The organism is Pseudomonas sp. PB101, from assembly GCF_009764265.1.
Taxonomy (GTDB): Bacteria; Pseudomonadota; Gammaproteobacteria; order Pseudomonadales; family Pseudomonadaceae; genus Aquipseudomonas.
This window is the reverse complement of record NZ_RWIR01000032.1, coordinates 1-13,580: the sequence shown is the minus strand read 5'-3', so window position 1 is coordinate 13,580 and position 13,580 is coordinate 1. Positions and strand designations below refer to the sequence as shown.

16 protein-coding genes are annotated in these 13,580 nt (G+C 61.3%); 13 read left to right on the top strand and 3 right to left on the bottom strand.

The genetic code is table 11. The features are described 5' to 3' along the window. Positions 1 to 107 precede the first annotated feature (107 nt). Complete coding sequence (locus EI969_RS10185) at positions 108 to 296, top strand: hypothetical protein (protein ID WP_160387535.1); 189 nt, start codon at positions 108 to 110, stop codon at positions 294 to 296. 289 nt (positions 297 to 585) lie between these two features. Then, complete coding sequence (locus EI969_RS10180) at positions 586 to 867, top strand: hypothetical protein (protein WP_160387533.1); 282 nt, start codon at positions 586 to 588, stop codon at positions 865 to 867. Positions 868 to 878: 11 nt separating this feature from the next. On the opposite strand, the gene EI969_RS10175 is transcribed toward EI969_RS10180, so the two are convergent. After that, positions 879 to 1,109 (bottom strand): hypothetical protein, encoded by a 231-nt coding sequence (locus tag EI969_RS10175; RefSeq protein ID WP_150716824.1) that lies wholly within the window; start codon positions 1,107 to 1,109, stop codon positions 879 to 881. Between the two features lie 72 nt (positions 1,110 to 1,181). Further along, entirely contained in the window at positions 1,182 to 1,538 is a 357-nt protein-coding gene (locus EI969_RS10170; RefSeq protein ID WP_160387531.1) for a hypothetical protein, read from the bottom strand. Positions 1,539 to 1,740: 202 nt separating this feature from the next. Here EI969_RS10170 and EI969_RS10165 point away from each other — a divergent pair, with 202 nt between their 5' ends. The 5 genes from EI969_RS10165 (at position 1,741) to ada (ending at position 4,890) form a co-directional block, all read left to right on the top strand. Further along, positions 1,741 to 2,043: a DUF1883 domain-containing protein gene (locus EI969_RS10165; protein WP_108217427.1), complete on the top strand. Its 303-nt coding sequence runs from the start codon at positions 1,741 to 1,743 to the stop codon at positions 2,041 to 2,043. A 37-nt stretch (positions 2,044 to 2,080) separates the two neighbouring features. Then, positions 2,081 to 2,248 carry a hypothetical protein gene (locus EI969_RS30250; RefSeq protein WP_008053023.1) on the top strand — a complete coding sequence of 56 codons (168 nt, stop codon included), beginning with the start codon at positions 2,081 to 2,083 and terminating at the stop codon, positions 2,246 to 2,248. Between the two features lie 116 nt (positions 2,249 to 2,364). After that, complete coding sequence (locus tag EI969_RS10160; protein ID WP_160387529.1) at positions 2,365 to 3,069, top strand: 2OG-Fe(II) oxygenase; 705 nt, start codon at positions 2,365 to 2,367, stop codon at positions 3,067 to 3,069. Between the two features lie 3 nt (positions 3,070 to 3,072). Then, a complete protein-coding gene (gene alkB, locus EI969_RS10155) occupies positions 3,073 to 3,738 on the top strand; it encodes a DNA oxidative demethylase AlkB (RefSeq protein ID WP_160387527.1) in 666 nt (221 codons plus the stop codon). An 87-nt stretch (positions 3,739 to 3,825) separates the two neighbouring features. Next, the gene (ada, locus tag EI969_RS10150; RefSeq protein WP_160387525.1) at positions 3,826 to 4,890 is read left to right on the top strand and encodes a bifunctional DNA-binding transcriptional regulator/O6-methylguanine-DNA methyltransferase Ada; all 1,065 of its coding nucleotides are present in this window, start codon (positions 3,826 to 3,828) and stop codon (positions 4,888 to 4,890) included. On the opposite strand, the gene EI969_RS10145 is transcribed toward ada, so the two are convergent. Further along, positions 4,891 to 5,874, bottom strand: a complete 984-nt coding sequence (locus tag EI969_RS10145) for an MDR family oxidoreductase (RefSeq protein ID WP_160387524.1) — start codon at positions 5,872 to 5,874, stop codon at positions 4,891 to 4,893. A 179-nt stretch (positions 5,875 to 6,053) separates the two neighbouring features. Here EI969_RS10145 and EI969_RS10140 point away from each other — a divergent pair, with 179 nt between their 5' ends. From EI969_RS10140 to EI969_RS10115, 6 genes are all read left to right on the top strand, one after another. Continuing rightward, entirely contained in the window at positions 6,054 to 8,498 is a 2,445-nt protein-coding gene (locus EI969_RS10140) for an autotransporter (RefSeq protein ID WP_160387522.1), read from the top strand. A 105-nt stretch (positions 8,499 to 8,603) separates the two neighbouring features. Continuing rightward, positions 8,604 to 9,671, top strand: a complete 1,068-nt coding sequence (locus EI969_RS10135) for a nitronate monooxygenase family protein (RefSeq protein ID WP_160387520.1) — start codon at positions 8,604 to 8,606, stop codon at positions 9,669 to 9,671. A gap of 126 nt (positions 9,672 to 9,797) precedes the next feature. Next, complete coding sequence (modA, locus tag EI969_RS10130) at positions 9,798 to 10,565, top strand: molybdate ABC transporter substrate-binding protein (RefSeq protein WP_160387518.1); 768 nt, start codon at positions 9,798 to 9,800, stop codon at positions 10,563 to 10,565. Beyond that, positions 10,566 to 11,246 (top strand): molybdate ABC transporter permease subunit, encoded by a 681-nt coding sequence (gene modB / locus EI969_RS10125; RefSeq protein WP_160387516.1) that lies wholly within the window; start codon positions 10,566 to 10,568, stop codon positions 11,244 to 11,246. Between the two features lie 3 nt (positions 11,247 to 11,249). Beyond that, positions 11,250 to 12,329 (top strand): molybdenum ABC transporter ATP-binding protein, encoded by a 1,080-nt coding sequence (gene modC, locus EI969_RS10120; protein ID WP_160387513.1) that lies wholly within the window; start codon positions 11,250 to 11,252, stop codon positions 12,327 to 12,329. Positions 12,330 to 12,396: 67 nt separating this feature from the next. Further along, positions 12,397 to 13,455 carry a DNA topoisomerase IB gene (locus EI969_RS10115; protein WP_160387512.1) on the top strand — a complete coding sequence of 353 codons (1,059 nt, stop codon included), beginning with the start codon at positions 12,397 to 12,399 and terminating at the stop codon, positions 13,453 to 13,455. The last annotated feature ends 125 nt before the right edge of the window (positions 13,456 to 13,580 follow it).

Genomic DNA, 13,580 nt, shown 5'->3' with positions numbered 1-13,580 from the left:
TTGCACGATTTCACAGGCGCGGATCGACCTACCCTACGCCCATCCGCACCCGTTGCGTGCGTTTGCCGGTATCATGGCGCGATTGAACCAGACAACGAGGCAAATAGATGTCGGAAGCAAAAAGCGTCAATGGATTCCTGATCAACAAGGCGAAAGATGGCCAATGGTGGGTGGCCAGTGTCGCCGGTGAAAATATCGCCGGACCTTTCCCGACCGAAGCCCTGGCAATCGAAGTGGCTTCGGTGCTTGAGCTGGAGCACCCGGAACCCAAGCGACGCGGCAAGGACAAGAACTGACCGACGCCCCCCCAAAGCCCTGTCATTGCACAGGGCTTTTTTCATGAGTGCGGATTCGATTCGGACACGGTCCTTGTAGGAGCCAGCTTGCTGGCGATGGTCGTCAACGATGACGCGTATAAACCGGACAAACGCGGCGCACTTGAGTCCATCGCCGAAAAGCCGGCTCCTACAGTATTGCGTTATCGGTGTTTCCCGGTGAATGACGAAAAGAAGTGGCCTTTGGCTATAACCTTTTCAATCCGCCGCTGTCTCAGCCTTAGCCCTTCCCACTGACGATGATCAAACCATGAAAAAGATTTTGCCTTTGCTGGCGGTATTGGCCCTGAGCGGCTGCGCAACGTCGGAACAAACCTACCTGGGTAATGGCGAACAGGGCTTGACGATCGATTGCTCGGGAGAGGCGAATTCCTGGGCGGCCTGCTACGAAAAGGCCGATGCCTCCTGTGCTGGGACCGGCTACCGGATTGTCGGCACCGACGGCACCCCCTCGCTCAAGGAGAGTGAAAAGACCCTCGGCGCCGACATTGGCAATTACAAGAACCGCAACGTCGTGGTGGTCTGCAAGTAAGGTGCCCGACGCTACAGATGTATTTCGGCGAACTTGATCCCGAGTCCGCGCAGCGTTTCGATCAGCTCGTCGAGCTTGTCGAAGGACTCGACTTCATCGTTGTCATCCACCAGGAAATAGCTGCGCCCGGCGCTTTTCTTGAAAAAAACGATCCACTCGCCGCGGTCCGCCGGATTCTGAATCACATGGGTGGCAGAGATATGTCCCTCTGCATGGCGCTCCCGGACCTGCTCTCGCTTCATAGTCGACTCCAGAAATGACAATGCCGCCAAAGCCAGGCTTTGACGGCATCGGTGCTGTGGGTCGCCAGTTTATCAGCCGGAAATGCACTCGGTAGCGGCTTTCTGTACATCCTTGGGACGCACAGGGACATTGGACATGCTCTCGTGCAGCTTGATGCTGCTGCCACCCGAGCGATCCTCGATGTCGAATACGGCAGACGGCCCCATGGACAACTTGAGCGGAACGATCACGCGCAAGCCGTCCTTGTGCGGCTCGATTTGCAAGGCGCCACGACTGTCGGCCAGTTTTTCGCTGAGGCACTGCGCATACTCATGGGGCTTCTTGCCAGAAATCACGCTCATGGTTGGCAACGACTCATTGATATCAGAGACGTTCGCACAACCGCCGAGCGACACCGCCAGCGAAACAACCCACAAACCCCACTTCATACAAAACCTCCGATAAAGACGCTCGGACAACGCAGATGCGTTTTTTCTCCGAGGCAATCTGCTTTATCGCTCATCAAACGTGAAATTAGCGTTCTTTAATTGTCAAAGTGGCCGGATAATAAGGCCCCCGGGCTGATAAACTGCGCCAATCGCCCAAGCTATCGTTTTGATTTAGTAGAAAAAGCCCTTCTGGAGGCGCCTCATGAAATATATCCATCAGCGCGAGCACCTCAACGAAGACGACATCGTCGTCATTCAATGCTCTCAAATGTGCAACATCCGCTTGATGAACGACGCCAACTTCCGCAGCTTCAAGAATGGCGGCCGTCACACCTATCACGGCGGAGCATTCGACACGTTTCCGGCCCGCATCACGGCCCCGAGCACCGGTTTCTGGAACATCACGATCGACACCGTCAACCGCCGCGCCATCAGCGTGACGCGCAAGCCCACCCTGACTCACTCGATCAAAATCATTCGCCGTTCCAGCACGAAACTAAGCTGATCCGCGAACCCGAAACACACGACAGGCAGATACAACCGTGGCCCAAACGACCAAGTACGTCATCAAATACAAACTCAACGGTGAGCGCCGCTTCGAGTTCGCCCAGCTTGAAAACGGCACCCCGGAAGAAGCCAGGGCGGCGCTGGATGCCATTCACGGCCAGGACGACGTCATCAGCGAAATCAGCGTCAGCAAAGCGCTGTAACGCGATCCGGAGCGACATGGACGTCGACTCCCCCTCGCAGTTCGACCGCAAGCGCCGGAGTGCCTGCTGCATTCATCTGATCCAGACTGGCCACCTCCCCCACAAGAGGCCCGGCAATGAGCGAGCAATATCTGGACAGGCTGGACTGGCCCCGACTGGAACAGCAACTTGATCAGGACGGTTACGCCGTCATCCCGTCACTGTTGAGCCACAAGGCTTGTGAGCAGGTCAGCGCCCTGTACCCCCGGACCGAACCCTTTCGCTCGCATGTGGTGATGGCTCGCCACGGGTTCGGTCGCGGCGAGTACAAGTATTTCAGCTACCCGTTGCCTGACCTGGTGACCCGCTTGCGCAGCGCGCTCTACCCGCGCCTGCTGCCCATCGCCAATCGCTGGCATGAACAGATGGGTGTGCCGGAGCGTTTTCCTGAAACTCACCACGCCTTCCTCGCACGCTGTCATGCCGCTGGTCAGAACCGTCCGACCCCCTTGTTGCTGCAATATGGAGCGCAGGACTACAACTGCCTGCATCAGGATCTGTACGGTGAGCACGTTTTCCCACTGCAGGTGGCGATTTTGCTTTCAGACCCCGAGCAAGATTTCACCGGCGGTGAATTTGTCATGACCGAACAGCGCCCGCGAATGCAGTCGCGCCCGATGGTCATCGTTCTGAACAAAGGTGACGGGCTGATATTTGCCGTCAACCAGCGGCCGGTCAAAGGGACTCGCGGTTTCTACCGCGTGACCCTGCGTCACGGCGTCAGTCGCCTGCACAGCGGCAAACGGCATACTCTTGGAATCATCTTTCACGATGCGTCATGACCCATGAACCCACTGACTTTCGATCTGTTTGCCGATGCCGAGCCCGAGCAGCAGCCGAGACGCGAGCAGATCGGCGAACAATCCTACGTGCTCAGAGGCTTCGCCCTGCCCTGGCTTGAGCGTGTGTTGCCCGCGCTGGAGGCGGTGCTGGCGGCCGCGCCGTTTCGACAGATGGTCACGCCCGGCGGCTTTACCATGTCGGTCGCGCTGAGCAGTTGTGGCACCTTCGGCTGGACCACTGACCGCAGCGGCTATCGCTACACTCGCCACGACCCGCAGACCGGCCAGCCCTGGCCCTTGATGCCCGAGGTGTTTTTCCAATTGGCACAAGCGGCGGCGCAGGCCGCGGATTTCAGCGACTTTGTGCCAGACTCCTGCCTGATCAATCGCTACATCCCCGGGGCAAAAATGTCCCTGCATCAGGACAAGGACGAGCATTGCTACGCAGCCCCCATCGTTTCGGTTTCGCTGGGCTTGCCGGCGATGTTCCTGTTCGGCGGCTTTGCGCGCAGCGACAAAAGCCAACGCGTTCCCCTGCTGCATAGCGACATCGTGGTCTGGGGCGGCGTGGATCGCCTGCGCTATCACGGCGTGTTGCCGATCAAGGACGGCCATCATCCGAGACTGGGCGAGCAACGCATCAACTTCACGTTTCGCACCGCCGGTTGAAGACTGCGAATTTGACCGCAAGCGCCGGAGTGTGTGGCAATTGCCCCATGGTTATTGTGCAGGCAACTCCTCGAAGGACATGACGCCATGACTCGCCAATCGACCAAGATCACCATCGAAAACGATCCGCGCTGGGCCGCCGTGGTCGCCCGCGACTCCAAGGCTGACGGGCAATTTGTGTATGCCGTGAAAACCACCGGCATTTACTGCAACCCCAGCAGCCTGGCACGCTTGCCCAAACCACAGAATGTCGAATTTTTCGACAGCGCCGAACAGGCCCGGGCCGCGGGCTATCGTGCGAGCAAGCGCGCGGCGAAAGATCAGAGCGAAGTCGCCGAGCAGCATGCCGCCACCGTGGCCGCTGCCTGCCGCCAGATCGAAGGCGCCGAAACCCTGCCCACCCTGGGCGAACTGGCCGAGGCGGCGGGACTCAGCAGCTTTCACTTTCATCGCGTGTTCAAAGCCGTCACCGGCCTGACGCCCAAGGGCTACGCCGACGCACATCGCTCACGCAAGGTGCGCGAGCGCCTGACGGACGGCGGCTCGGTCACCGATGCCCTGTATGACGCCGGCTTCAACTCCAACAGCCGATTTTATGAAGCGGCAGACCAACTGCTTGGCATGAAACCCGGGGACTACCGTGCCGCCGGTCAAAACAACGACATTCGTTTTGCCGTCGGCCAGTGTTCGCTGGGCGCGATACTGGTGGCGCAAAGTGAGCGCGGGGTCTGTGCGATCCTGCTGGGCGATGACCCGCATCAACTGGTCTGCGATCTGCAAGACAAGTTCCGGCGCGCCAACCTGATAGGTGCCGATCATGAGTTCGAGCAGTTGATTGCCAGGGTCGTCGGCTTCATCGAGGCGCCGTCCATTGGCCTTGACTTGCCGCTGGACGTACGCGGCACGGCGTTTCAGGAGCGTGTCTGGCAAGCCCTGCGCGAGATTCCGGCGGGCAGCACTGCCAGCTACGCCGATGTCGCCCAGCGCATCGGTCAACCAAAAGCCGTTCGCGCCGTGGCCCAAGCCTGCGGCGCGAACAGCCTGGCCGTGGCGATCCCGTGCCATCGCGTGGTGCGCAGCGATGGCAATCTGTCGGGCTATCGCTGGGGAGTCGAGCGCAAACGCCAGTTGCTGGAGCGCGAGTCGCGCTGATCAGCGATTCACATCCACCACCACGCGCCCGCGCAACTGCCCGGCGAGCAAGCGCGGCGCGGCTTCGATGGCTTCGCTCAAGCCGATCTCGTGACTGATCAGTGGCAACAGATTGAAGTCCAGATCCCTGGCCAGGCGATCCCAGGCTTGCACGCGCTTGGCTTTGGGCTGGGTCACGCTGTTGATGCCGGCCAGGGTCACGCCGCGCAAGATGAACGGCGCAACGGAGGCCGGAAAGTCCATGCCCTGGGCCAGGCCGCAGGCCGCGACGGTGCCATTGGCCTTGGTGCTGGCGCAGGCATTGGCCAGGGTGTGACTGCCGACCGAGTCGATGACGGCCGCCCAGCGCTCCTTGGCCAATGGCTTGCCTGGCTCGGACAAGGTGGCGCGGTCGATGATTTCGCCGGCGCCCAGTTGCTTGAGGTAATCGTGCTCCGAGGTCCGGCCGGTGGAGGCAACCACCCGGTAGCCGAGCTTGCTGAGCAACGCGATGGCGAAACTGCCGACGCCGCCGTTGGCGCCGGTTACCAGGACTTCGCCTTGCTCGGGCGTCACACCATTGTGCTCAAGGGCCAGGATGCACAGCATGGCCGTGTAGCCTGCCGTGCCGATGGCCATCGCCTGGGCAGCGGTAAATGCCTTGGGCAGCGGGATCAACCAGTCACCGTTCAAGCGGGCCTTCTGCGCCAGGCCGCCCCAATGACCTTCACCCACACCCCAGCCATTGAGCAGGACCTGATCACCGGTTTTATAGTCCGGATGCCCGCTGGCCTCGACGACCCCGGCCAGGTCGATGCCCGGCACCATCGGGAATTTGCGCACCACCGGGCTGCTGCCGGTGATCGCCAGGCCATCTTTGAAGTTCAGCGTGCTGTAGGCCACACGCACCGTGACATCGCCCTCGGGTAACTGATCGTCCTGGATCTCCTGCAGCGTGGCCCGGTAACCGCTGTCGTCTTTATCGATCAAAATACCTTTGAACATTACGGCCTCTCAATGGAATCAGTCTGGTTGTGGTGCAAATGAAATAACACATGGCAACCGATTGCCGTACCCGACTTTAAGCCAATCCGGAAAACCGCCGGGCGTTTTGATTGACGGCGGCTATGCTTTTTCGCAACCCTGAAATGCCGCAAGAACCTGACTTGTCGATGGAGCTGACAATGCCTCAACTGCGTTTATTCACCGTTTTACTGATGCTCTGCCTGGTTCCGCTCAGCGGTACGCAGGCGGCCCCCGCCCAACCCCCCGCGAATGAAGCACCGGCGGCCCCCAGCTGGCCACAGGTGCTGGCGGCCGGCGATACCAAATTGACCATCTACCAACCACAACTGGACAGCTGGGACGGTTACACCCTGAACGCGCGGGCGGCCGTGGAGGCCACGGGCACCGATGGCAAATCCACCTACGGCATCGTGCAGTTCAGTGCCCACACCCTGGTCGACAAGGCCACGCGCTGGGTGGCGCTCGACCAGTACACCATCACCAAGGCCGACTTCCCCGAGAGCGCGACCAAGGCCGACAGCTGGGTCGCGGCAGTGAAGAAAGACGCCGAGAACCGCACCAAAACCATTTCCCTCGACCAGCTAGAAGCTGCACTCGGCGTCCTCGCCGCCGAGCAGAAGTCCAACAGTGAGCCGCTGGACAATACCGCGCCGACCATCATTTCGTCCGAGGTGCCGGCGCTGCTGGTGTACATCGATGGCGAGCCGGCCTATCGCCCCGTTGATGGCACCGCCCTGCAACGGGTGATCAACACCCGGCCGCTGCTGCTCAAGGACGCACAGGGCAAGCATTACCTGCACGTGTTCGATGGCTGGATGGTGGCGGACAACCTCGGCGGCCAGTATGCGCCGCTGCCCTCGCCGTCCGCCGAACTGGAAAAGGCCAAGAAAGCCGCGATCCAGAGTCGCCAGGTCGACCTGCTGACGGGCCAGAGCGACCCGAAGGACAAAATACCGACCCTGGCCAAGCCGCCGGTTCCGCAGATCTACATCGCCACGGTGCCGACCGAACTGATCGTCACGGACGGCGCCCCCCAGTGGCAGCCGATCCAGAACACCAAACTGCTGTATGTGACCAACACCACCGGGCATATCTTCAAGGAGATCGGTGACCAGGACAGCTACGTGCTGATCTCCGGGCGCTGGTTCCGCGCCAGTGACATGAAAGGCCCCTGGAGCTTTGTCGGCGCGGACAAACTGCCCGCGGACTTCGCCAACATCCCCGACGACAGCCCCAAGGAAAACGTCAAGGCCTCGGTGGCCGGCACGCCGCAAGCCAAGGAGGCCGCCATCGTAGCGACCATTCCGCAGACTTCGGCGATCAACAAAAGCCAGGTAAAAATGAGCAAGCCGCCGATTGACGGCCAGCCACAACTCAAGGCCATCAACGGCACGCCCCTGCAATACGTGATCAACAGCCCGATGCCGATCATCATGGTCGATGCACAAAGCTGGTACGCGGTGGAGAACGGCATCTGGTTCGTCGCGACTTCAGTGCAAGGCCCGTGGACCGTCGCCTCTTCGGTGCCGGCCGTCATCTATTCGATTCCGCCCAGTTCACCGCTGCACTACGTCACTTACGTGAAAGTCTACGAATCCAGCGGCGATACCGTCGTCGTCGGTTATACGCCGGGGTATCAGGGCTCGACGCTGGACCCGGTCAGCGGTGTGGTCGTGTATGGCACCGGTTATCCGTATACCCCGTGGGTGGGCAGCGTCTGGTACGGACCGCCGGTGACCTATGGTTTCGGCGTGGCGATGCGCTACACCCCCTGGACGGGCTGGACGTTCGGCTTCGGTTTCGGCTGGAGCTGGGGCGGCAGTACGGTCGCGATGGGTTGGGGTTGGGGCGCTTATCCGTGGTGGGGCAATTACGGCTGGGGTTATGCCTGGGGGCCGCACCTGTACCCGGCGCCAATGCCTTGGGGTGGCGTTGCCTACGGTTATCACGGCGGCGCCGTTGCCTGGGGCCCCGGTGGCTGGGCCGGCACGACCGGCAACATCTACCGCCAGTGGGGCGACCGGGCTTCGGTCAGCCGCTACGGCGGTGGTTACAACGCCTGGACCGGCAATCGCTGGGCCGGCCAGGTCGGCGCCTCCTATAACTCGCGCACCGGCATCGCCGCGGCAGGCCAGCGCGGCGCGGTTCACAACGTCTATAACGGCAATTATGCCGCTGGCCGCAGCGGTGTGGCCGTCGGTCCCGAGGGCGGCGCCATTGCCGGCCAGCATGTGACTGCCGGCAACGTGCGCACCGGCACCCAGGTCACGGCCAATCGCGGTGCCGTCTACAACCCCAATTCCGGCAACACCACTCAGTATGGCGGTATCCATGATCGCAACGGCGGCGTCGCGCATGTCGGCGACAATGTCTACGCCGGCCATGACGGCAACGTCTACAAGAAAACCGATAACGGCTGGCAATCGATGGTCCAGGGCGGTGCAACCCGTCTCGATTCGGCCAACACGGCCCAGATCCAGAACCTCAACCGAGAGAACGATGCCCGTTCCTTCGGCAATGATCGCTTCAACAGTTTTCACGACTCGTCCCGCTTCATGAACCACTCCTTCGGGGGTGGCGGTGGTGGCTTCCACCGACGCTGAAAAAAGCCTTGCCCGCTGAAATGACGACTGGCCTTGCGCCAGTCGTTGCGTTACAAATCCTGTTCTACCGTCCCTGCCCTGCTTCCACGTCGGAGAACACAGCACATGAACCAATGGCCAGATACCCGCATTCTTGACCTGCTCGGGATCGAACTGCCGATCATTCAGGGGCCGATGGCCGGTGCCACAAACTCGTCCATGGTGATTGCAGCCTGCAATGCCGGCGGCCTGGGCTCGATGCCTGCGGCGATGCTCAGCACCGATCAACTGCGCGAAGAGCTGAAAACCATCCGCCAACACACCCGTGGCCCGATCAACGTCAATTTCTTCTGCCATCAAACGCCTGCCGCCGATGAACAACGCGCGCAGGACTGGAAAAACCTGCTGCAACCCTACTACCAGGAACTCGGCGTCGACTTCGATGCGCCAACACCGGTGTCCAACCGGGCGCCGTTCGATGACGCGGCCTGTGCGGTGGTCGAAGAGTTTCGCCCTGAAGTGGTGAGCTTTCACTTTGGCCTGCCGGAAAAATCCCTGCTCGACCGGGTCAAGGCCACTGGTGCGAAAGTGTTGTCCTCGGCCACCACCGTCGCAGAAGCGGTGTGGCTGGAGCAGCATGGCTGCGATGCGATCATTGCCATGGGCTACGAGGCCGGCGGCCATCGCGGCATGTTTCTCAGCGATGACCTGAGCAGCCAGGTCGGAACGTTTGCCCTGGTGCCACAAGTCGTCGATGCGGTGAAAGTGCCGGTGATTGCCGCTGGCGGCATCGCTGATGCACGAGGTGTCGCCGCCGCCTTCATGCTCGGCGCTTCGGCGGTGCAGGTCGGTACCGCCTACCTGTTCACGCCGGAGGCCAAGGTCAGCCCGTCTCACCACAAAGCCTTGCGCACCGCCAGGGAAAGCGAGACGGCTGTCACCAATCTGTTCACCGGTCGCCCGGCCCGGGGCATCCTCAATCGGTTGATGCGTGAACTGGGACCAATGAGCGCCAAGGCTCCGGCCTTCCCCCTTGCCGGTGGCGCATTGATGCCCCTGCGGGCCAAGGGAGAAGCGGACTTCAGCAACCTCTGGGCCGGCCAGGCCTTCACCCTGGGCGTCGAATTGAGCACCGAGGCACTGACTCGCCAACTGGCGGAAGAAGGACTGGCGAGACTGCTACGGCGCCCCTGAGGAGCAAACTTGCATTAAAATTGTATACAATTTCACCACAACACATTCCGTTCAAAGGCAATTCGCTATATATTTAACTACATAACGATTCACCCCTGTCGCAATTGCCTTTAACGGAGCCGTTTCATGACCATTCGTGCCTCACGTTTTGCCCCTACCTGCCTGGCGAGCCTTCTCGCCGTGTTCGCCTTCGGCTCAGCCCAGGCGGACGAAGTCCAGGTGGCTGTCGCCGCCAATTTCACCGCGCCGATCCAGGCGATTGCAGCGGACTTCGAAAAGGACACCGGGCATAAACTGGTGACCGCCTTTGGCGCCACCGGCCAGTTCTACACCCAGATCAAGAACGGCGCGCCTTTCGAAGTGTTCCTCTCGGCAGACGACAGCACCCCGAAAAAACTTGAGGCCGAAGGCGACACCGTCAAGGGTTCGCGCTTCACCTACGCCGTCGGCACCCTGGCGCTGTGGTCGGCCAAGGAAGGCTACGTCGATGCCAAGGGAGACGTGCTGAAAAAGAACGAATACCAGCACCTCTCCATCGCTAACCCGAAAGCTGCGCCTTATGGCCTGGCGGCAACCCAGGTGTTGGCCAAGGAAGGTCTGACCGACAAGGTCAAGGACAAGATCGTTGAAGGCCAGAACATCACCCAGGCCTATCAGTTCGTCTCCACCGGCAACGCCGAACTGGGTTTTGTCGCGCTGTCGCAGATCTACAAGGACGGCAAGATCACCAGTGGCTCGGCCTGGATCGTTCCCGCCAGCCTGCACGACCCGATCAAACAGGACGCGGTGATTCTCAACAAGGGCAAGGACAACCCGGCCGCCAAGGCATTGGTTGACTACCTCAAGGGCCCGAAAGCGGCCGCTGTCATCAAGTCCTACGGTTACGAAATCTAAATGTCGCTATCGAGTGCCGATTTTTCCGCCATCTGGCTGACCCTGAAACTGGCGTCCCTGACGACCGTCATCCTGCTGATTGTCGGCACTCCGATTGCGTTATGGCTGTCGCGCACCCGCTCCTGGTTGCGCGGCCCGGTCGGGGCGATAGTCGCCCTGCCCCTGGTGCTGCCACCGACGGTGATTGGTTTTTATCTGTTACTGGCGCTCGGCCCTCACGGGTTCGTTGGCCAGTTCACCCAGTCACTCGGCCTTGGCACCCTCACTTTCAGTTTCGCGGGGCTGGTGATCGGTTCGGTGTTGTATTCGATGCCGTTTGTGGTGCAGCCGCTGCAAAACGCTTTTTCCGCGATCGGCACGCGCCCGCTCGAAGTGGCCGCAACCTTGCGGGCCAATCCCTGGGACACGTTCTTCAGCGTCACGCTGCCCCTCGCCCGCCCAGGTTTCATTACCGCCGCCATACTCGGATTCGCCCACACCGTCGGCGAGTTCGGGGTGGTGCTGATGATCGGCGGCAACATTCCCGAGAAGACCCGCGTGGTCTCTGTGCAGATCTACGATCACGTCGAAGCCATGGAGTACGCCCAGGCCCATTGGCTGGCCGGGGCGATGCTGGTGTTCTCGTTTGTCGTCCTGCTGGCGCTGTATTCCAGCCGTAAAACCAAAGCGGGCTGGAGCTGATCGATGATTCAAATGCGCCTGAAACTGGACTACCCGGGCTTCGCCCTGGACGTCGACCTGCAACTGCCGGGCCGTGGCGTCACCGCGCTTTACGGTCATTCCGGCTCGGGCAAGACCACTTGCCTGCGCTGCATCGCCGGCCTGGAACGAGCCGATCATGGCTTTATCCAGGTCAACGATGAAGTCTGGCAAGACAGCGACAACAAGGTGTTCGTCGCGCCACACAAACGCGCACTGGGCTACGTGTTCCAGGAAGCCAGCCTGTTTCCTCATCTGTCGGTGCTGGCCAACCTGGAGTTCGGCTTCAAGCGCATCCCCAAGCCGCAGCGCCGGGTCGACATGGCCCATGCCACCGAACTGCTGGGCATCAGCCATTTGCTCGACCGGCACCCGCAACACCTCTCGGGCGGCGAGCGACAGCGCGTCGGCATGGCCCGCGCACTGCTCACCAGCCCGAAACTGCTATTGATGGACGAGCCACTGGCCGCGCTGGATGCCCAGCGCAAAAGTGAAATCCTGCCCTACCTGCAACGCCTGCACGACGAGCTCGACATCCCGGTGCTGTACGTCAGCCATTCCCAGGATGAAGTCGCGCGGCTGGCCGACCATATCGTCTTGCTCAGCAGCGGCAAGGCACTGGCCAGCGGCCCGATCGGCCAGACCCTGGCGCGCCTCGACTTGCCGCTGGCGATGGGCGATGACGCCGGCGTGGTGATCGAAGGCCGCGTCAGCGCCTATGACGCCGACTATCAATTGCTGAGCCTGCAACTGCCCGACACGGCCCTGAACATTCGTGTGCCGCATACGCCAATGGAGGCTGGCCAGGCACTGCGCTGCAAGGTTCAGGCGCGGGATGTGAGCCTGAGCCTGCACAGCACTGAACAGAGCAGCATTCTCAATCGCCTGCCAGTCACCGTGGTCAGTGAAATGAACGCCGACAACGCCGCCCATGTGCTGATTCGCCTGGACGCCGCCGGCACGCCGCTGCTGGCGCGGATCACGCGTTATTCGCGCGATCAGCTCAACGTCCACCCGGGCCAGCAACTCTGGGCGCAAATCAAGGCGGTCGCGGTGCTCGCGTAAATCCGCGGGCACGACTGCCAAGGGCCGCGGTCAATGGCTGTAACGACCATCGCCCGGGACAATCGCCATGCCCGATGTTCTGCCTCCTGACCTGCATTATGTCGATGATACTCAGCCGGGCATCAGCCGCAGGACACTGCGCGGGAAATTCGCCTACTTCGACCCGGCGGGTCAGCGCATCACCGACCCCGACGAGATCAAGCGCCTCAACGCACTCGCGGTGCCGCCCGCCTATACCCAGGTGTGGATCTGCGCCGATCCACGTGGGCACCTGCAGGCCACTGGCCGGGATGCCAGGGGGCGCAAACAATATCGCTATCACCCGCGCTGGCGAGAGGTGCGCGACGCCGACAAATACCTGCGCCTGCGGGAGTTCGGCCTGGTTCTTCCGAAACTGCGCCAACGGCTGGAAGCGGTACTGGCGGCTCCGGGATTCAGTCGCGACAAAGTCATGGCCACGGTCATCACCCTGCTCGACTCGACGTTGATCCGTATCGGCAACAGCCAATATGCCCGGGACAACCGCTCCTACGGCCTGACGACCTTGCGCAGCCGCCATGTGGAGATCAACGGCAGTGCCATCCAGTTCCAGTTCCGCGGCAAAAGTGGCGTCGAACACCAGATCACCGTGAAAGACCGGCGACTCGCGCGAATCATCAAACGCTGCCAGGACATACCCGGGCAGAACCTGTTTCAGTATCTGGATGAAAACGGTGACCGCCACACTGTCAGTTCATCCGACATCAATGGTTATTTGCAGACGCTCACCGGCGCAGAGTTCACGGCCAAGGATTACCGCACCTGGGCCGGCAGCGTTCTGGCCCTGGCGACATTGCGCAAGCTGCAGTGGGAGCCTGAAACGGACGCCAGACGGCACCTGGTGGACATGGTCAAGAACGTTGCCAGGCAGTTGGGCAACACCCCGGCGGTGTGCCGCAAGTGCTACATCCACCCGGCGGTGCTCGATGGTTTCCTGCTTGGCGACCTGGCTCAACTGCCAAGGACCAGAGCGCGCAAGAGACTGTCGGCCGAAGAGGTCGGGCTGGCGATCTTCCTCGAGAGGACTACCGCAGCGATGGTCGTCAACGATAACGCGGATAACCAGGATAAAACGCGGCGCACCTGAGCCCATCGCCGGCAAGCCGGCTCCCACAGGGATTGCGTGTTTCGACCGGTACGCGGTCCCTTGTAGGAGCCGGCTTGCTGGCGATGGTCGTCAACGATAACGCGTGTAACCAGGACAAAACGCGG